At 44.5% G+C, this 20,445-nt stretch carries 11 protein-coding genes; 10 read left to right on the plus strand and 1 reads right to left on the minus strand.

The window, feature by feature from the left end; translation table 11 throughout:
• Positions 1-923: 923 nt before the first annotated feature.
• The 3 genes from RQM65_RS06305 to RQM65_RS06315 all read left to right on the plus strand — a co-directional run bounded on the left by RQM65_RS06305 (position 924) and on the right by RQM65_RS06315 (position 4,365).
• A complete protein-coding gene (locus RQM65_RS06305; RefSeq protein ID WP_314013498.1) occupies positions 924-2,171 on the plus strand; it encodes a purple acid phosphatase family protein in 1,248 nt (415 codons plus the stop codon).
• A gap of 57 nt (positions 2,172-2,228) precedes the next feature.
• Positions 2,229-3,329: an alkaline phosphatase family protein gene (locus RQM65_RS06310; protein ID WP_314013500.1), complete on the plus strand. Its 1,101-nt coding sequence runs from the start codon at positions 2,229-2,231 to the stop codon at positions 3,327-3,329.
• Between the two features lie 334 nt (positions 3,330-3,663).
• Positions 3,664-4,365: an endonuclease/exonuclease/phosphatase family protein gene (locus RQM65_RS06315; protein ID WP_314013502.1), complete on the plus strand. Its 702-nt coding sequence runs from the start codon at positions 3,664-3,666 to the stop codon at positions 4,363-4,365.
• 795 nt (positions 4,366-5,160) lie between these two features.
• Here the strand turns inward: RQM65_RS06315 and RQM65_RS06320 are convergent.
• Positions 5,161-6,297 carry a XylR family transcriptional regulator gene (locus tag RQM65_RS06320; protein ID WP_314013503.1) on the minus strand — a complete coding sequence of 379 codons (1,137 nt, stop codon included), beginning with the start codon at positions 6,295-6,297 and terminating at the stop codon, positions 5,161-5,163.
• A gap of 713 nt (positions 6,298-7,010) precedes the next feature.
• On the opposite strand from RQM65_RS06320, the gene RQM65_RS06325 reads away from it, so the two are divergent.
• From RQM65_RS06325 to RQM65_RS06355, 7 genes are all read left to right on the plus strand, one after another.
• Positions 7,011-9,947 (plus strand): SusC/RagA family TonB-linked outer membrane protein, encoded by a 2,937-nt coding sequence (locus RQM65_RS06325; RefSeq protein WP_314013505.1) that lies wholly within the window; start codon positions 7,011-7,013, stop codon positions 9,945-9,947.
• A 30-nt stretch (positions 9,948-9,977) separates the two neighbouring features.
• Complete coding sequence (locus RQM65_RS06330; RefSeq protein ID WP_314013507.1) at positions 9,978-11,558, plus strand: RagB/SusD family nutrient uptake outer membrane protein; 1,581 nt, start codon at positions 9,978-9,980, stop codon at positions 11,556-11,558.
• A 43-nt stretch (positions 11,559-11,601) separates the two neighbouring features.
• Positions 11,602-15,504 (plus strand): PVC-type heme-binding CxxCH protein, encoded by a 3,903-nt coding sequence (locus tag RQM65_RS06335; protein WP_314013509.1) that lies wholly within the window; start codon positions 11,602-11,604, stop codon positions 15,502-15,504.
• 21 nt (positions 15,505-15,525) lie between these two features.
• Positions 15,526-16,662, plus strand: a complete 1,137-nt coding sequence (locus RQM65_RS06340; RefSeq protein WP_314013511.1) for a Gfo/Idh/MocA family protein — start codon at positions 15,526-15,528, stop codon at positions 16,660-16,662.
• 77 nt (positions 16,663-16,739) lie between these two features.
• Complete coding sequence (locus RQM65_RS06345; protein ID WP_314013512.1) at positions 16,740-17,987, plus strand: MFS transporter; 1,248 nt, start codon at positions 16,740-16,742, stop codon at positions 17,985-17,987.
• Between the two features lie 725 nt (positions 17,988-18,712).
• The gene (locus tag RQM65_RS06350; RefSeq protein WP_314013513.1) at positions 18,713-19,384 is read left to right on the plus strand and encodes a recombinase family protein; all 672 of its coding nucleotides are present in this window, start codon (positions 18,713-18,715) and stop codon (positions 19,382-19,384) included.
• A gap of 27 nt (positions 19,385-19,411) precedes the next feature.
• Complete coding sequence (locus RQM65_RS06355) at positions 19,412-20,416, plus strand: PDDEXK nuclease domain-containing protein (RefSeq protein ID WP_314013515.1); 1,005 nt, start codon at positions 19,412-19,414, stop codon at positions 20,414-20,416.
• The last annotated feature ends 29 nt before the right edge of the window (positions 20,417-20,445 follow it).

Below are 20,445 nucleotides of genomic sequence, written 5' to 3' on the forward strand. Positions count from 1 at the left end.
TTAGCACTAGGTGCTGTATAAAAGATGGAGGTAGGCCCTCCGGAATCGGCGTACAGGCGCCGGTTCCAAACCACCTATAAGCTGCTGTGGCCAAATGCCGTGGTAGTGAGCGATATAGGAAAAGGCCCTTTTAAAAGGGTCAGGTGTTTGTCAAGAAGGTGAGTGCAAATGAACCGCTGACGAGGCGTCGAAAGGGTAAGACGATGTCAAAACCAAGGTGCAATATCGTCCCTGGGACAAGTAACAAGGTTGCCTGTCTACCGTTGTTACGGCATCCGGCCTATAGGCGGCACGAGCTTGGCATGGGCTTTTATACGGAACGTGAGAACCTGTCGTTACGATGGCAAGAGAAAACTTCAAGCAAAAGACACTGTTAGAAGGAAAGTATCGAAGCGTGGCACGGGGGCGGAACATCCCGTAGTAGTGATGAAGCTTCTGTAACGGAAGTGGAGCGAAGGGGTTGTATTGTTCGGCTTTTTCGAGCCGTCGAATGGAAAACCGTTATGTCCACGGGCAGAACGGGAGTAACCATATCCGGGCGCAAAGTGGAACTGCGGGGAAGTGATTTTCCGTAGTGGAACAATAGGAGCCGTATGATGCGAGAGTATCACGTACGGTGCTGTGAGAAACTCGGGGGGAAGTTCCCCGGGTTTACTCGACGAGTCACAAGGGAATTATCCAGTGGATAGCACGGGCAAAAAATCAAAAACAGCAACTTTGTTCTAAATCCTTGTGTAACTGGAAAGTATTACTGTTTTGGTCGAGAAACGTTATGCTCCTACAAAGTGAATGAGTGAAGTGGACAGAGAAGCCAATTATTACGGTATTAGCGTAATCGGAATGCTATTATATCCTATCGAAATGAGTTGAAAATCTATATGAAGTACTTTAGATATGAATAAGAAAATTAAACATATTGAATTATGAACAAGGATAAGAGGAATCAATCTAAAAATAAACAATTGAAGAGTAGGAGAGGTTTTATTGGGAATCTCTCCAAAGTTGCGGTCATTGGTGCCTCACTGCCAATGACCCAAATTATGGCAAAACCTACGATTCAGTCAGAGAACGGAGTCGAAACGTCAGCGGATTCATTCGGGTTTTCCACCGCACCCTACATTCAAAATTTAATGGAAAACTCCGTAGACATTGTATTTATTACAAATTCCAAAGCACATAGTTGGGTGGAATATGGCTCGGAAGACCTTGATCTGAAAGCGGAAGATAACTTGGACGGTTTTATTCAAGCCAATAATCATTTGAATACCATCAGGCTAGAAGATCTTACACCGGGAACTACCTATAAGTATAGGGTAGCAAGCAGGGAAATCGTTAAATTCGACCCCTATGACCTGGTTTTTGGAGACACCATCATGGGGGATGTCCATACCTTTCGTACATCTAAAGATATGAATAGCGTTTCCTGTTTGATTCTCAACGACATTCACGATCGGCCTTATTCCTTTGCCGATCTGCTATCCTTGAACAAAGGTTTTCAATACGACTTTGTAGCCCTTAATGGCGACATGTTCGACTATCAAACCGATGAACAACAATTGATCGATCATCTGATTGCCCCCTGCACGGATATTTTTGCGAGTGAAAAACCTTTTTTGATGGTTCGGGGCAACCACGAGACAAGGGGCAAGTTTGCACGGAATATCAAAGACTACTTTGCCTATCCGGATAGCGAATATTATTTCTCGTTCAAACAAGGTCCGGTACACTGGGTGGTATTGGATTCTGGAGAGGACAAAACCGATGCCGACAAGGAGTATGGGGGCATCGTATCCTTTGATGCCTTTAGGGAAAAGCAGGCCATTTGGTTAGAAAATGAATTTCAAAAAAAGGACTATCAAGGATGTAAATATCGGGTGGTTCTCATGCACATTCCTCCTTTCCATTCCGGGGATTGGCACGGCACCCTGCATTGCCGTAAATTGTTTCATCCGCTTTTCGAAAGATACAACGTGGATATGGTCATTTCAGGACATACCCATCGATATGGGGTTCATCCACCTTCTGATGCGCATACTTATCCTGTCATAATAGGCGGGGGTCCCAAAACGGGAAACAGGACATTAATCCAGTTTAAAGCAGACGAAGAACAACTGAACGTGAAAATGATAAGGGACGATGGCTTGGTAGTTGGGGAATATAGTGTTGATTAATAAAGTATACAATTTTCTGCCTATTAACTACTGAACTTTATTCTAATAAATAATAGTATGAACTCTATATGCTCATTTAGGTCCATAAGCATCACTTTAATTATATTATCCTCCTTTTATGTTGGCAACTCACAATCTGAAACAGATGTTGAAAATTTGATTGTAATAACATTAGATGGTGTCCGATGGAAGGAGGTTTTTGGAGGCGCGGATTCTGTTCTTTTGAATAATCCAAAATTTCTTAAAACTGAAGGAAATAGGTTGTCTAAAAAGTTCTGGGATGATACTAAGCATGCAAGAAGAAAAAGATTGATGCCTTTTTTATGGTCTGAAGTGTCTAGTCAGGGTAGAATCTACGGCAATCGATGGTGTAATAACCGGGTAAACGTGAGCAATAAAACTAATATTTCGAATCCGGGGTATAGCGAAATATTTACTGGTTACGCGGATCCAGAAATAAACTCAAATGAGTTGAAATATAATAAAAATACAAGTGTATTTGAATTTATAAACCAACAAGAAGATTTTGCTGGAAAAGTAGCTGCGTTCGCTTCATGGGATAGAATCCATGGTTATTTAAATTCTCACAAAAATGATTTTATAATTAGTGGTGGATACTCCACAAGTCCCGGAACCGACGAATCCTTCTTACAACAAACATTGAATTCCTTGCAAACTATAATACATCGTAAAGAAAGCTCTCGACCTGACTATATTACTTATTTACATGCCAAGGAGTTTATACGAATTAAACGCCCAAAATTATTAAGCATTGGATTTGCTTGGACGGATGATATGGCACATGATGGAAGCTATCCAATGTATTTAGAGAAGATATTTACATTTGATGCTATGATAGAAGACCTATGGAATTATTTGGAGACCATCCCACAATATAAAAATAAGACTGCTCTTCTAATTACCGTTGACCATGGAAGAGGTGACAATGAAAACTGGACATCTCATGGTCCACGTGTCCCCCATTCCAATGAGATATGGTTTGCAATAATGGGACCAGGAATTAGCCCTAAGGGAGAAATGAAAGAGAGTAATATAACAATCTATCAAAATCAATTCGCAGCAACTATTTCAAATTTACTAGGATATAAATTCAAATCAGAGAATGTAATTGGAGACTCGATTGATTTTGACAAATAATATTTAAATCAGTGGTTCGGAATCTACGCTGATCAACAATAATTAACTTATCGATTAATAGTATTTGCATATATTTAAATATTCCAAGTATTTATATGCGTAACCTTTTTTGAATTTCAAACCTTGCCAACACAATTTGATATTTTTGCCTAAGGCTTTTGCTTAACATGATGCGAGATGGCGGTGTAGAGGTCTAAAGATTTTGTTTTTAACATTTCAAAAATGAATGTTTATGCGCAATTGTATGATGATGTTCCCAGTTTTATTAACTGTCTTAATTTGCAACGTTTCGGTAGCCCAAACGAAAGTTGAGAACAGAAAAATTGTAAAAGTATTGTCGTTTAACGTCTTAGGAGGAAGAACTACCAAAGGAGATTTTAATTTGGACGTTGTAGCAAGAGTCATTAAGGAAACGGCCCCTGATTTTGTTGCCCTACAAGAGGTTGACTATAAGGTAAACAGGTCCAAAAAATACGATTTGGCCACCGAACTAGGGTGGAGAACTAAAATGGCCCCGATTTTTGCAAGGGCCATGTACTATGATGGAGGTGAATATGGAGAAGGGGTATTATCCAATTTTTCTTTTTTGACTACTAGGAACGTAGCCTTGCCATATATTCCCGGTCAAGAACCCAGAGCTGCGCTAGAAGTGACTTTCGAGCTGCCCGACTCGAAGGATACCATCTCTTTTGTTGGAACCCATTTGGCACATGAAGGGGAGCCGGGAAGGATTTTACAGGCTAAAAAAATCAACGAAGTGTTTTCCAAAAATACATATCCCACCATTTTGGCCGGAGACCTGAATTCACGTCCCGGAAGCGAACCTATGCACATTCTTGAAGAGATATGGACAGCTGCCTATGACAAGGAAAATCCTGAACCCACCATCCCTTCCCATGATCCTAGACGAAAAATAGATTATGTAATGTACTATCCAAAAAATAGATGGAAGGTTCTTGATAAAGAAGTCATTTGTGACACCTATGCTTCCGACCATTGTGCATATTTGGTTACATTGGAACTATTGGATGAATGATAGATATTCTACAATAATGTGCTAAATAGAGGGTGTCATAGATAAGAATTGAAGATACGTTGTTGTAGCATAAGTTTTAAAAACGTTGTTCTATATTGAAGCTCACAACTATAGCTTAATGGTCCCCTTATTATGGGAAAACCCTGGACCCCTAAATTTAAATAGTTGGAATACTTATCCAGCATTGGTTCTATCACTAATAGTTCGACCGATCGGCACGTCGCTCCGTTTGTTGGACAGTTACATTTGCGTCGAGAGAAGTTATAATATCTCGATTTGTTGAGACCATTTTCAGCTGTTTCTTGTTTTGGATTTTTTTTTCAGCAGCCCTTGATAATCCAAACAGGTAAACCGGCTGCCTTGATCGGAGTTCAGTATTTTGGGTTTCCCATGTATCTGGTTTGCTTGCTTGTCCACCTCTATGCTTGTCCTGGATATTTCGGTTCAGAACGAACCGAAATGCCTGGCACAAAGCCTCCGAAATTAGTGGCACAATCCGAGCCGAAATATCCAAATGGGGGAGTTCAAGTAAACGGCTCTCAAACGTAAACGAATGTCAGTTTCGGGAAAGTCTGAGTTAAGGTGGGTATTTTATCCACCCCCTACGATATTCGCCAAATTAGCCTAAACCAATCTTGTTTTTTGAAGATCTCTTCGTTTCGTAAGACCTTTTTATGTTACTGCAATATCGAAGATGGCCCAAGTCTCGGTAATCGAGGAAATCTCGGCTGGAAAAATTTGGTTTCATAACTTTTGGCATGCGAAATGTGTTCAAGTGAATGAACTCTACTGGATTCAGGAGGATTTCATTTTACTACTTCTATAGGCTATAGGTGAAATTCCAGTTTCTCTCTTAAACATGAAGCTCATATAGGAAACATGTTCAAAGCCCGATTTTTCCGCAATTTCCGTTAAATCCAATTCCGTTTCGCCCAGGAGCTCCTTTAAACGGTTTATCCTGATTCGCTGCATTTCTTTGTAAGGCGTCCTTCCTACCGCCTTCAGGAATTTTTTTTCAAATACCCTTCTTGTCATCGGAACAAAATCAAGTATATCGTTGAGATTGAACGAGCCGCTATTGGCATGCTCATAAATATAGTGCAGTGCCTTGGAAATATACGGGTCGTCAATGGCAAGTGAATCCGTCGACCTCCTTTTTTTAATGCCCGATGGTGCTATTAAGTTGGTAAGTTCCGCTGCCTTCTTCCCTTTCATAATGGATTCCAGCAAAGTCGCCGCCAGATAACCTGTCGCGAACGTATCCGGAATTATACTTGTCAGGGACGGGGAACAAAGTTCGCAGATAAGCGGGTCGTTATCCACTCCTATCACCGCTATTTCTTCGGGCACCATAAACCCTGTTCTATGGCTAGAATCGATAACCAAACGACCTAATTGATCGTATGCCGCAAAAATCCCTATCGGTTTGGGCAATTTGGCCAACCAGGAGTCAATATTTTTTTGCTCGGCCACCACGTTTAATTTTAAATCCAATGATAGGCTATGGTGATAACACGGAATGCCCATATCCTGAAGCAAGCTATCAAAGTGCTTGTAACGCCATTTGGACCAATTGAAATCGACACCTATGAAGCCGAAATTCTTAAACCCTCGACCTCGCAGGTGATCTAGCGCCATGCTCGCTATTTTGCTATCATCTGTTTCTACCCAAGGTATCCCAGGAATTAAATTGGCCGAACTGGCATCGACGGTCGGTAAATTGCATTTATCGATCAATTCGGCAGTTATTTCGTTTTCAATGCGGGCAATAATACCATCACCCTTCCATGACAACAACCATTCGGGATTAGGTTCGCCCCTGCCATATTCACCCAAATAGACATCCCATCCATCATGTTCCTTGATATATCCGTAAATGCCTTTTATCAATCCCCTGGAATAAGCGTTGGAAGTCTCAAGTAGTAACGCCACTTTGTGACGCTTTTTACGTATGCTATTCTCAAAATTGCTTTTCAAGGTTGAACTTTATATGTTAAATATCTAATTCAAATGTAATAATAATTTGGTTCCATCCTGTGGCATAAAAGTAATAATAGAGTTTGATAGTGTTTTATAGGATTTATTTTTGTTTTAAAAATCAAAAATTTGCTTATTTGCTCAAAATGAACATGACATTTTTGATAATCTTAAATACTGTTCTTTTATAAAGGCTACAACACCAATTGGTAAAATATCTAAAAGGGAAGGATAAATTTCATATTGTTTCATTTACATATTTCCGATAAGTTTGAAGGTGTTGATAATGGCGAATTTCAAACTATACAGCCAGTTTCGTGTTTTCAATTGCGCAATATCGATGTGAGCTTGAAAAAACCATTCTAAAAACGATGGTTGATGAAAAGGTTTTCATACCCGGACCTTTGCGCTATTTTTTAGTAGGGGTGTGAAACCCACCTTCAAACAAAGGAAAAAGTGATTTAATCTGAATATAAGCAAATCTAAATATTATGGGTAAAACAATTAATAGTACCAAAGATTGTTTCAGTTTTCTTTTGAACATTGACCGGAAAATGAGACTATTCATTTTCTTATGCTTATTTGCCTCATTTCAAGTTCTTGCAAATCCAGATTTGTCTTCTACAAGTTTTATGAATACGCATGATTATAATTATTTTCAGCAAATTGTGAGCGGAACGGTAACCGATGAAACGGGAACTCCCTTGGCTGGGGCCAATATAGTAGAAAAAGGCACCACCAATGGGGTGACGGCAGATTTTGATGGAAATTATTCCATTGACCTTTCGGATGAGAATGCCACCTTGATCGTTTCATATATCGGGTACACCACCAAAGAAGTTGAAGTCGGCGGACAAACGGCCGTGAACGTTGAACTGGCGGAAAGCGCCACCGGTCTGGATGAAGTGGTGGTGATCGGATATGGAACACAAAAGAAAGTAAGTCTTACAAGTGCGGTTGCTTCGGTCGACGGCGAAGACCTGAAAAAAAGAACTGTGACCAAAATTGAACAATCGTTGCAGGGAAACGTTTCCGGTTTGACGGTCCAAGATCTAGGGGGGGCTCCCGGAACTTCAAGAATGAATATGCGGATAAGAGGAATAACCACGTTAAGTGGCAATAATGAACCATTGGTAATTATCGATGGGGTCGAACAACCACTTACAAATATCAATCCAAATGACATAGAGACCTTATCCGTGCTAAAGGACGCTTCCTCGACCGCCATTTATGGGTCAAGGGCTTCCAATGGGGTCATTCTTGTAACCACCAAACGAGGGAAAGAGGGAAAAGTAAACGTCTATCTTAATTCTTACTATGGTTTTCAGAAGTCCAATAACAATCCAGTACACATGGGCGTGGAAGACTATATGCGCATGCAGAACATCGCTTGGACAAATTCATCCGGGAGCCCAATTTATAGCGAAGAGTACATACAAGAATATGTTAGTGCCACGGACCGCATTAAATACCCTCTACCAAATAATTGGTTTGAAACGCTTTTTAAGACCGCTCCCCAAACAAATACATCCGTAACCATATCAGGGGGAACGGATAAAATGAAATCCCTGTTGAGCGTTAGATATTTTGATGAAGAAGGGATTATTCCCAACTCTTCAGCTAATACTACCGATGTTCGCTTCAATTCGGATTTTCAAATTCACCCAAAAATTAAAATTTCCTCGAATTTTAATTATCGCTACATTCATTCGGCCAACCCTATTAATGTAGACCGTGTGATAAATGGGATGCTACAAAATTCACAGTGGATCGTACCTAGATATCCCGATGGCACCTACGGGGTTTCATCTGATGGACAGAGCCCTTTGGTACGTGCCGACCTTGACGGAACCGATGATAAATATCAAAATTACTTTTTGGGAAATTTAAAAGGGGAGTGGGAAATCGTGAATGGATTGAAATTTAGTGTGCAATATGGTATTAGTACTACAATTGATAAACAGAAACGATATTCGAATAAATATGAAATCTTTGCATATAATGACCCTAGTAAAAGATTGGTCAACAAACCAATAAACACTTTATATGAAGATCGGGACGACAATCGAGAAACCACTTTGAATACACTTTTAAATTATTCGAAAACCTTTGGTAATCATGATATGAATATACTGGCAGGCTATTCGGAAATCGATCATGACGAATCTACTTTATATGCTTCTCGTCAGAACTTTTATAGCAATGATATTCAATCTATTTCACAAGGCGCAAATGATGCCACGAAAGATAACAATGGGGTTGATTTAGAATGGCGTCTACGTTCTTATTTTGGGCGGTTGAACTATTCTTTTAAGGACAGATATCTTTTTGAGGCTAATATTCGCTATGACGGATCCTCAAGATTTGCAAGTGGAAACGAATACAGTACCTTCCCCTCGTTCGCGGCAGGTTGGCGCCTATCGGAAGAAGGTTTCTGGTCCGGATTGAAAGAAACTGTAAGCGAGTTTAAATTAAGGGGATCATATGGGAAATCCGGCAATCAAGCGGTCGATCCTTATAGTTACCTTGCCGCTTATGACTTAAGAAGTTATTCTTTCGGCGAAAATGCGGTACAGGGATATAAGCAAACGCTTTTGTCAAATAAGGATATTACTTGGGAGACTACCACCCAAACGGACATAGGGATGGATCTTACAATGCTCAAGAACAAAATTTCACTTACGGTAGATTATTATCACAAGGAAACCGAGGATATTTTGCTGGAAGTACCGGTGCCAGCCACCCTGGGGCTTTTATCAACGGCCCGCAATACGGGAAAGGTGGACAATAAGGGTTGGGAATTTGCCCTGGGATTAAGGAACAATTTCGGGGATTTTAAGGTTGATACCAATTTTAACTTTTCCGTTAACAATAATGAAGTGATAGATTTGGCGGGCACCGGACCGTATATACGAGGAGGTAACGAATCACGATTTATAACAAAGGAGGGCCTTCCGATCAATTCATGGTGGGGATACAAAACCGATGGTTACTTTCAAACCCAAGAGGAGATTGCAAATTATCCTACTATTATTTCCAATGCCCAACCGGGCGATGTGAAATTTCTAGACAATAACGACGATGGCGTAATCAACCCGGACGACATGGTTTTCCTAGGGGAGAGTTTCCCTAGATATAATTTTGGGGCATCCCTCAATTTTACATATAAACCATTTACTTTAAATATGCTGTTCCAAGGGGCGGCCGGTTTCAATTCCCGACTTGGCGGTGCCTTGGCCGAAATGGGCATATGGGGCGGTTTTACACACGAGGTAACTAGGGATTATTGGACCCCTGAAAACCCAAATGCACGTTTTCCAAGGCCTCTAAAATTTGATCTTCGCAATATTATAATGGCCGATAGAGATCTTCTGAACGGCAACTATCTACGGTTAAAGAACATCCAATTGGAATACAGATTACCCAAGTCCCTTATCGATGTGTTGGAAATCCAATCGGCAAGCGTATATGTAGCCACTACTAATTTATTTACCATTAGCGAATTAAACGATTTCAATATAGACCCAGAGGAAGAAGTAGCTCGACGTGCAGAAAGATATCCACAGACCGCCATTACCACCTTGGGTGTAAACATTAATTTTTGAGGTTTAACCTTAATCTAAAACTTTAAGAAGATGAAATATCTAAAACATATATTGCTGATTATATTAGCAGGTACCTTATGTACCAATTGCGAGGATAATTTTTTGGATACACCTCCAAATGATAGAATTGTTTCAGAAAAATTCTGGAGCACCGATAATGATGCTATTTTGGCCTCAAATGCAATTTATCCATATTTGTTACAAGATGCCATGACTTATGCCATGTGGGATGGCATGTCGGATATCGGGCATGTCACTTTGCAATGGAGGCAAGAGTCCCTCGTTGAAAAGGGTGCCCACAATGCAGCTTCATCCAAGATCGCCCAGGTTTGGGCATTTGCCTATGAAGGTATCCAGGGAGCCAATCTCTTTTTAGCCAATGTCGACAATTTTGAGCCTGCCGACCCAGCATTAATTGATAGGCTAAAGGCGGAAATACGAGTTATAAGAGCCAAATTATATATGGATCTTGCAATGTTGTTCGGTGATGTTCCGTTGTCTACTAGCGAACTAACATTAGAAGAATCCTTGGAACTTACAAGAACACCTATTGAAGAGGTATGGAATTTCATATCCTCGGAGCTTACCGCCGCCGCCGATGTTTTACCTACTACTCAATCGGAAACAGGCAGAATCACCAAAGGGGCCGCACTGGGTCTTAAAGCTAGGGCATTGCTATATGCGAAACGTTACGAGAAGGCTGCGGTAACGGCCAAAGAAGTAATAGACTTGGGCGTATATAGCTTGTACCCTTCCTATGAAAATATGTTCGGTTATGCGGCCCAGAACTCGAATGAAGTCATTTTGGACAGACAATTCACCCAGAATGTGAACGCTAGCAATATATATGATATTCTCACCCCCAACAGTATCTGGCCCCAAAGAAACGATTTGGTGCCGACCAAACAATGTGTAGACATGTATAAGATGGCAAATGGACTGGACATTATGGACCCTCTAAGCGGGTTTGATCCAAATAATCCATATACTGGAAGAGATCCCCGTCTGGGCTATAGTATTTTTACCTTGGGATCTGTCCTTCCCAATGGCCAAATATATGATCCAAGACCAAATAGCGGAACAGGGGATGCCATAGGTTCTTCCGAAAACTCAACCTATTCGGGTTTTAACGTAAAAAAATATCTTACTCCGGAAGATAATCCAGACCCTAACAATTGTGGGATTAATTTAATTTTGCTCCGTTATGCGGATGTATTGCTTATGTACGCCGAATCAAAAATTGAGGCCAACGACATCGACCAGAGCGTATTGGATGCCATCAACGAAGTGAGGGGCAGGCCTGACGTGAACATGCCAGCTATTTCGGGCATCTTTGATCAGGCAGAACTACGTCAAATCGTGAGGGATGAACGCGCAGTGGAACTGGCCTTTGAAGGGTTGCGATATTTCGATATCAGGAGGTGGAGAATTGCCGAGGATCTTACCGGTATTATATATGGCATGACTTATGAAAATGAAGAGGGTGACCTGACCACCATTGCACTTACAGGATTTGATGTGTCATTTAATAAGGACAGGGACTATTTATGGCCAATTCCTTTTAATGAACTGGTACTCAACCCTAATTTAACGCAAAATCCAGGTTGGTAAACAAATAATATTTGGAACGGAAAAATATTAAATAATTAAACCCATGAAAAGATTACTAATTCTGCTAATTGGAATTACTTGTTTGATGGCCTGCAAACAAAAAAAAGAGAAGGAGGTGGCCTCAACCGATCAGAAGGAGGCGGATTTCCTAATCGAGAAGACCGATACGGAGATAAAGGTATTTTCCGACGGGGGAACGGCCGCTCTCGTGACCCAGAACGCGGAACCCGGTTTCCGCCCGTATATCCACCCGATCCTGGCACCGGGCACGGAGGCGGAACTGACACAGTACAGTCCCGGGCACCACAAACACCAGACCGGGCTTTACTGGGGCTTTACCCGGGTAAACGGCGAAGGCGCCTCCCCGGGGGAACTGAAAAAGTGGTTCTACGATCCCGACAAGCCGGAGGAAATCCAGAAAAAGATCGGCCGTGACTTTTTCCATAATCCCGGCGGGGACCATTGGCAAAGAGTCTCCATGGAAGTATTGACCGCCGAAGGGGAAGAGGTGAAATGGAAAACGGTCTACAATATGTTGGGCGAGGACAAAAGACCCATTCTCAAGGAGACCCAGACCTGGACCTTTACCCAGAAAATGGACAAATATTTCTTGAGCCTTGTGTGGGAGGGCGAAGCCCTCGAAGACATTACGGTCAACGAGTTCGACTACGGCGGGCTTTTCCTTAGGATGCCCTGGGAGAAGGGTATCGAAGGTGAAGTGGTCAATGCCGCACTCCAAAAGAATGGTAAGGCGAACGGGCAAAGGGCCATGTGGGTGGACGTCGGAATGGAGATCGATGGCCTGGATGAAATTGACGGATGGGGCCACATCGCGATTTTCGACCATACGGGGAACCAAGGCTACCCGCAACCGTGGCGTGTCGATGGCCAGTTCGGTGTCGGCCCGGTACTGGCAAAATCCGGGGATTGGCAGATAAAAAAGGGGGAGACCAAGATTTTCCAACATCAGGTAGTTGCCTACAGCGGGAAATTCGAAGATTTACTAGTGAACGACCTATGGAGCGATTATGTTGGGGATAAGGGCATGTACAATACGGCCTCCCTGTGGGAGATAGCCAAACAGGAAGGCCGGGACGCCAAGTTTCTGAACCCCGGGGAAGCTGTCGAGGCCATGACCGTCAAGGAAGGCTATAAAGTGAACGCCTTCGCCTCCGAGCCCATGATCACCCAGCCCATCGCCTTCTGCTGGGACGATAGGGGCAGAATGTGGGTCGCCGAGAACAGGGACTATGAATCAAGGAAAGAGGGGTTTTCCAATTCCGGTGACAGCCGTATCCTGATCTTGGAGGATACCGATCGCGATGGCGTAGCCGATAGCAAAAAAGTATTTATGGAGGGCATTCCGTTTCCTTCGGCCATAGCCGTTGGCCATGGCGGGGTCTTTATCGGCGCACCGCCCAACCTGCTTTTCGTGCCCGATAAAAACGGGGACGACAAGGCAGATGAAAAGGACATCAAGGTACTTTTAACGGGCTGGGGCATCCGGGACCGTCACGAGACGATCAACAGTTTCCATTGGGGCCCCGACGGTTGGCTTTATGGCCTTGAGGGATTTGCAACGCCTTCCGTAATCAGAAAGCCAAAAGGTAAGGGCCGTCTGTATACGAAAGGAGAGGAATTTCCAAAAGACCTTTTAGAGGCCGAGGGTGTTGACGTAAACGGTGGCGTATGGAGATATCATCCCATAAAGGACCGTTTTGAAGTGGTGGCCCATGGCTTTAGCAATCCCTGGGGCATAGACTATGATTCCAAGGGCCAACTGTTTATTTCCGCCTGTGTTATTCCCCATATGTTCCATGTATTCCCCGGAGGGATATACCACCGACAGGGAGGACAACATTTCAACCCATATGTTTACGAGGACATCAAGACCATAGTAGACCACAGGCACCGTTCGGCACACGGAGGCGCACGGATCTACCAGTCCGATGCCTTTCCGGAGAGCGAAAGAGGACGGTTGTTTATGGCGAATATCCACGACCATGGGGTTCTGTCCGACATCCTTAGCCCTAACGGCTCCGGGTTTACCGCCAGCCATGGCGATGATTTTATGATGGCCAACAATGCCCAATTTGTAGGCTTCAGCATGGAGGTAGGACCTGCGGGCGACCTGTATGTGCTCGACTGGCACGATGCCGATATATGTGGGGATGCCGTTCTCAATAAAGATACGGGCAGGGTTTTTAGGATCTCGCCGGAAAAATCCTTGGCCGAAAATTGGGCCGGACGGTTTGAGGACCTGAACAAGAAAAGTGATAGGGAACTCGTGGAACTGCAGCTGAGCAAAAGCAATTGGCATGCGCAACGGGCGCGGGTCATATTGCAATACCGTGCCTCGGATCAGGCTTTGGAAAGTGCTGCCGTATCCCGTTTGAACGATTTACTGGCCAATAATAAAAGTGAAGATACCCGACTCCGGGCATTATGGTCCCTATGGATTACGAAAAATATAAGTGCGAGCAGACTGCTGGATCTTCTGGCCGACAAGGACCAATATGTTCGGTCTTGGGCCATCCAGTTCTTGGTGGAGGATGAAAATCCTTCGACGGCAGCCGTCAAGCGGTTCGTCTCCTTGGCCAAAAAGGAATCGTCTCCCGTCGTCCGCCGTTACTTGGCAGGGGCCTTGCAGCGAATGTACGAGGAAGATCGCTGGGATATTGCATCGGCATTGGTACAGTACAAGGAGGATGCCGATGACCCGAACATCCCCCTGATGTTGTGGTTCGGTATCGAGCCCTTGGTCGCCGACCGGCCCGAAAAGGCCTTGATCATGGCGAAACAAAGTGAAATCCCGTCGCTGACCCAAAAAATAGCAAGACGTTTGGTAGATGGTAATCAAATGGAGCAATTGATAGCGGAAATAGGCGAGAGATCCGATGTACGGGCGGATCTTTTGAACGGCCTGCTGTCAGGGATGGAAGGGAATTCGGAGCTGAAGGAGCCGTCGAACTGGGCAGCGACCTACAAGCGCCTGCAATCGGATCCCGAACTCTCTCCCATGGCCGACAAGATAGCGCAAAGTTTCGGGAACGCCGAGGTGGCAGAAAAATTCCTGGCCATAATAAACGATCCCGGCGGAAATCTCGAAGAGAAGAAAAATGCGATCCAAGGGCTGGCCGCCAATCAAAATTCCGCTTTACAAAAAATGATCCCTACATTATTGGAGAATCCCGAATTACGATCAGAGGCCATCAAGGCGATAGCGGCCTATGACAGCCAGGACCTGGGAAGGGCACTGTTCGAAAAATATAGTAGCCTTTCACCGACCGAAAAGGAGGAAGCGATACTAACTATGGCATCTAGGCCCATGTACGGTAGAGTTTTGGGAAATGCCCTTAAGAATGGCACAATACCGAAATCGGATATACCCGCACACGCCGTCTTGCAATTAAGAGCAGTGCTGGGCAACGGCTTCGTGGAGATCTGGGGCCCGATCGACGACATATCGCAGACGCTACAGGTGGAGTACAAGAAATACTCGGCATTGTTGACCGATGAGGCCGTCTCCAATGCAGACCCGTCCAAGGGCAAGGAAATCTATCGGCGTACCTGCGCCGCATGCCATATGCTGCATGGGGAAGGGGGCAAGATCGGCCCCGATCTTACCGGATCCAACCGTACCAATACCACCTATTTGATGAGCAACATACTCAACCCAAGTGGTGACGTGCAGGACGATTATAAACTGGTGGTCGTTACCACTCAGGACGGGCGGACCTATAGTGGGAACATCATCGGTGAAAACGATAGGAACATCACCCTGCGCGTTGTAGGCCGGGAACCCATCAACATCAACAAATCACAGATTCTTACCCGGGACGTTTCCGAGAAATCGATGATGCCGGAAGGATTGTTGAACAACCTTTCCGATGGGGAAGTATTGGACCTGATAGCCTATTTAAAAAAATTGCAGCCGACCACATAACCCGTAAATAAAATTCAAATCATGAACAGTAAAAAAATAAGGATTGCCATCGTAGGCCTCGGTTTCGGGGCGGAGTTTATCCCTATATACCAAAAACATCCGAATGCCGAATTGGTGGCAATTTGCCAACGGAACAAACCAAAAATGGATAAAATCGGCGACGCTTTCGGGATCGAGAAAAGGTATACAGACTATGACGAGCTGCTAAAGGACCCGGAAATCGATGCCGTACATATCAATACCCCGATACCTAACCATGCGGGGCAATCCATCGCGGCGTTAAGGGCAGGGAAACACGTAGCTTGTACCGTGCCCATGGCAACTACCGTGGAAGAATGCCGGCAGATCGTTGAATTGGTAAAGGAAACCGGTTTGACCTATATGATGATGGAAACGGTCATCTACAGCCGGGAATTTCTTTTTGTTAAGGAAATGTACGAGAAGGGCGAACTGGGCCGTATCCAGTTCTTAAGGGCTTCACATCAACAAGAAATGGCCGGATGGCCAGGATATTGGGAAGGCCTTCCACCCATGCATTACGCCACCCATTGCGTCGGCCCCATTCTGGCATTGCCCCGGGCCGAGGCCGAATACGTCTCCTGTTTCGGTTCCGGCAGGATCGATGAAGAACTGATTCCCAAGTACGGTTCGCCCTTCGCCGTAGAGACCTGCCATATCCAGTTCAAGGATTCCGACCTGGCCGCCGAACTCACCCGTTCGCTGTTCAATACGGCCCGGCAGTATCGCGAGAGCTTCGATGTGTATGGAAGTAAAAAATCCTTTGAATGGACACTTATCGAACATGAGGATTCGGTAATCCATAACGGGGAAGATCCGGAACGGGTGAAGATCCCGGACTTTGCCCATTTGTTGCCCGATGAGATCGCCCCGTTCACCACGGCCGGCGTCTACGATTCCGAGGACAACCAGCACCTTTCGTTTATCCAGGGCGCCGGGCACGGGGGATCGCACCCGCATTTGGCACACGAATTTTTGTCGGCACTCCCGGAGGATCGCCAACCCTATCCCAACGCCATTGAATCGGCCAATATCACCTGTGTGGGAATCTTGGCGCACGAGTCGGCCATGAAAGGTGGGGAAATCATCAAGTTGCCCGAATTTACCCTAAAGGAAAAATTACACTATGCCACAAAATAACTTCGGAACCGATCCCACCATTTTGTCGAGCCCAGTGAAAACGCCAGGGGCATTGTTAAACCAAACTCTTGAAACCAATGAGTGCCAATAATAACAAAAGACTCTTCTACGGCAGCTGTTTTGCGATAATCACCACGGCCTTGACTTTCAGTGTAAGGGCGGGAATCCTCCCCGAACTGGCCGAGACCTTCGACCTTACCGCCAAACAATTGGGGTTCATCAACCAGATGTGGTTCGCCGGGTTCCCCATCGCCATGATCATCGGCGGCCTTTTCTACCATGTGATAGGTCCTAAAAAAATCATGCAGTTCGCGTTTTTCGCGCATTCGGCAGGAATCCTGTTGACGATATATTCGGGCGGATATGTCGGCCTGTTGGTTTCCACGCTCCTGATCGGACTGGGCAACGGATGTACCGAGGCGGCCTGTAACCCCATGATAGCCGACAGTTATGAAGGAAAGACCATGAACACCCTGATGAACCGCTTTCATATGTGGTTCCCGGGGGGCATCGTCTTGGGGAGCCTGATTTCCTATGGCATGACGGCCTTGAATATGGGATGGGAAGCACAGATCTGGATCTTCTTCGTACCGACGTTCATCTATGCTTATCTTTTTTATGGGCAGAAATTCCCGAAACCGAGGATCCAGGAGGCCGCTACCGTAAAGGGCAACCTGAAGAACATGGCCACGCCCCTTTTCCTATTTATCGCTGCCTGTATGGCCCTTACCGCGATCTCGGAGTTCGGACCTACGCAATGGGCGGAACTGGTCTTGGAAAAGAGCGGTGCCGTGCCGATGCTCGTTCTGGCGCTGATCACCGGAATAATGGCGGTGGGCCGTTATTTCGGGGGCGAGATCGTCCACAAGTTCGACCAGACCGGTGTGCTGCTCGGGTCGGCCGTTTTTACGGCATTGGGTATCTTCTTGCTCAGCACCCAGACCGGGATCATGATCTATGTTTCCGCAGCTATTTTTGCCGTTGGGATATGTTATTTCTGGCCCAATATGATCGGGTTCGTGGCCCAAAAGATTCCAAAGAGCGGTGCCCTGGGCATGTCTGTGGTAGGGGCGATCGGTATGTTTTCCACCTCCATTTTCCAGCCCATTATCGGGGGATGGATCGACCGTGCCCGTGAAACGGCTAACTCGATGGGATTGACCGGGGACGCATTGGAATTGGCGGCAGGGCAAGAAACACTGGAAAGGATGATTACGTTTCCAGTGATATTGACCGTGCTCTTTACCATACTCTATTTTTGGATAAAGAAACGGAGAGCGACGGATGCCGCAATGGGTCAGGCTCCAAAGGTGAATGTGGGTTAATTGCAAATGCAGAATGTCCGGAAAGCACATTTAAATAGGAGCGGTTTATACCTGTAGTCAGCCGGCTTCTTCTTCATTCCTCGGAGAGGAACCCGGACGAATACCTGAACTGCGACCTGAAGGGGGGCTTTCCGACAGGCCTTCCCCGAAGGACGCGGAGACCCTGACGGAAACATCAAGAACCACTGGAGATGCTACGGACGGAGCCCGAGCGGGTGAAGAGCTATTTCAAACATTCGGAAATATCTTAGGCGGAATGAAATCACAATATAAAGAAGCCGGGTTAATAGAAGGGCTGTTGATAGTAAAAGTTAAAGAATCTATTGCATGATTTTAAAATAGTGAGTTGAGTTAGTTTAGTTGGTGTGGGGACAGAGGGAAACTTCTGTCCCTATGCTTTTTCTGAATAGGCTCAACGGAAGGATAGCTGTCTCCTAGGGTCATGTAGATTATAAATCACCGGCTTATAATATATAACATATTGAGGTTCATAGAAAATATTATCCGATTTTTGGTTATATGTCCATCCTTAGCGTAGGTTTTCGAACCGATGGGCTACATACTCCTTAAAGGTCCGTTGAAAACATACTAATGGTGATTTCGAAAAGTTCAATTTATCGGCCGTTTTTTTGAACTACCTACCGAACACGGTTAATAAGTCCTAACAAGTTCATTTTTCCGGTGTAATCCCTTAGTTTATTTTTGAAGGTATAATTACACCAGATATGTTGTTCGGTTATGTCCGGGTCAGCACAAAGACCCAAAATCCAAATTTGCAGATCGATGCGCTCCTAAAGGAGGGTATTTCGGAAAAAAACATCTATCGGGATGTTTCTTTCGGAGCGAAGGCCGAACGCCATGATTTGGACCTGATGATTTCTAGACTTCGCGAAGGTGATACAGTTATTGTTTGGAAACTGGACCGAATTGCAAGAAGTATATCCCATCTTTTGAAACTTGTTGAACAGTTCGAGAAACTCGGGGTCAAGTTCCGGAGTATCAATGACCCATTTGTCGATACGACTTCGGCACATGGAAAATTCGTCATTACACTCTTCGGTGCCGTGGCACAATTGGAACGTGATATTATCATCGAGCGCACGACCGCCGGTCTCAAAAGCGCAAGGAGAAGGGGTATACAGCTTGGCCGAAAAAAAGGTCTGGGCAAGGAGGCCAAACAAAAAGCTATTCTGGCGGCCTCGTATTATCGGCAGAACAACTTACCGGTCACCGACATCATGAAATTGGCCGGTATCAAGTCCAAACCTACACTTTACAAATATTTGGCCATTGAGGGGAGACGGAACTGCAAAGAATGTGGAATCGTTTTCTGGGACAAGGAACAAGATTTTGACAATTGTTTTTGTGATAACCATATCAAATTAACAAGAACTTAAATGTAGCACAACTGTGCTATAAAAGCCATGAAAAAAGAAATCTCAAATTCACTGTTCCTTGAACTTGCCAAGACTATAGAGCATGGCAAGAAAAGGGTGACAGCCCAGATAAACGGAACCCTTACACTAATATATTGGCAGGTCGGTTCCAAGATAAATACTCATATTCTGGAAGAAGAGCGGGCGGAGTATGCCGGTGAAATAGTGGCGTCGCTATCTGAACAGTTGGTCGAACATTTTGGAAAAAGTTTTGAGTTGCGCAACCTAAGACGCATGATGCAGTTCTCCAAAGTTTTCCCCAAGTTGGAAATTGTGTCATCACTGATGACACAATTGAGCTGGACCCATTTCATAGTTCTTTTGCCAATCAAAAACGATGATAAGCGCCACTTCTATGCGGTAAAAACCGCCGAAGAGGGATGGAGCACAAGACAACTTCAATACCAGATTGATCGAAAAGCTTACGAGAGGAAAGAAATTGCCCAAAGCCAAATAATGCTTGAATCGAATAAAGTCAGCGCTTCTTTCAAAGACCCCTACCTATTGGATTTTTTAGGTGTAAAGGACGGTTATCAGGAAAAAGACCTTGAATCCGCCATAATCAAGGAACTGGAACTTTTCATTCTTGAACTGGGAAAAGGGTTCGCATTTGTAGAACGTCAAAAAAGGATGATTATTGATGGAATCGATTTTCATCTGGACCTTCTGTTTTACCATAGAAAACTGAAACGTCTGGTCGCAATTGAGCTTAAACTTGAGCATTTTAAGGCGGCCCACAAGGGACAGATGGAACTTTATCTCAAATGGCTCAACCGATATGAGAGACAGGAAGGGGAGGAGCACCCGATCGGCCTGATTTTATGTGCAGAGAAAAGTAACGAGCAGGTTGAACTTTTAGAAATGGGAAAGCATGGTATCATGGTCGCAGAATACTGGACAGAGCTGCCCGCAAAAGATAAATTGGAAGCAAAATTGCACAACGCTTTGATTGAAGCTAGAGAACGCCTATCGAAAATGCGCCTTGACCAATAAAATTTTAGGATTGTGTCATCAGTGATGAC

The sequence above is a fragment of the Pricia mediterranea genome (assembly GCF_032248455.1).
Lineage (GTDB): Bacteria > Bacteroidota > Bacteroidia > Flavobacteriales > Flavobacteriaceae > Pricia > Pricia mediterranea.

Coding starts and splice junctions, on each gene's coding strand:
- RQM65_RS06350 (WP_314013513.1), top strand. CDS start 18,713: ATGTTGTTCGGTTATGTCCGGGTCAGCACAAAGACCCAAAATCCAAAT.
- RQM65_RS06330 (WP_314013507.1), top strand. CDS start 9,978: ATGAAATATCTAAAACATATATTGCTGATTATATTAGCAGGTACCTTA.
- RQM65_RS06345 (WP_314013512.1), top strand. CDS start 16,740: ATGAGTGCCAATAATAACAAAAGACTCTTCTACGGCAGCTGTTTTGCG.
- RQM65_RS06335 (WP_314013509.1), top strand. CDS start 11,602: ATGAAAAGATTACTAATTCTGCTAATTGGAATTACTTGTTTGATGGCC.
- RQM65_RS06355 (WP_314013515.1), top strand. CDS start 19,412: ATGAAAAAAGAAATCTCAAATTCACTGTTCCTTGAACTTGCCAAGACT.
- RQM65_RS06340 (WP_314013511.1), top strand. CDS start 15,526: ATGAACAGTAAAAAAATAAGGATTGCCATCGTAGGCCTCGGTTTCGGG.
- RQM65_RS06305 (WP_314013498.1), top strand. CDS start 924: ATGAACAAGGATAAGAGGAATCAATCTAAAAATAAACAATTGAAGAGT.
- RQM65_RS06310 (WP_314013500.1), top strand. CDS start 2,229: ATGAACTCTATATGCTCATTTAGGTCCATAAGCATCACTTTAATTATA.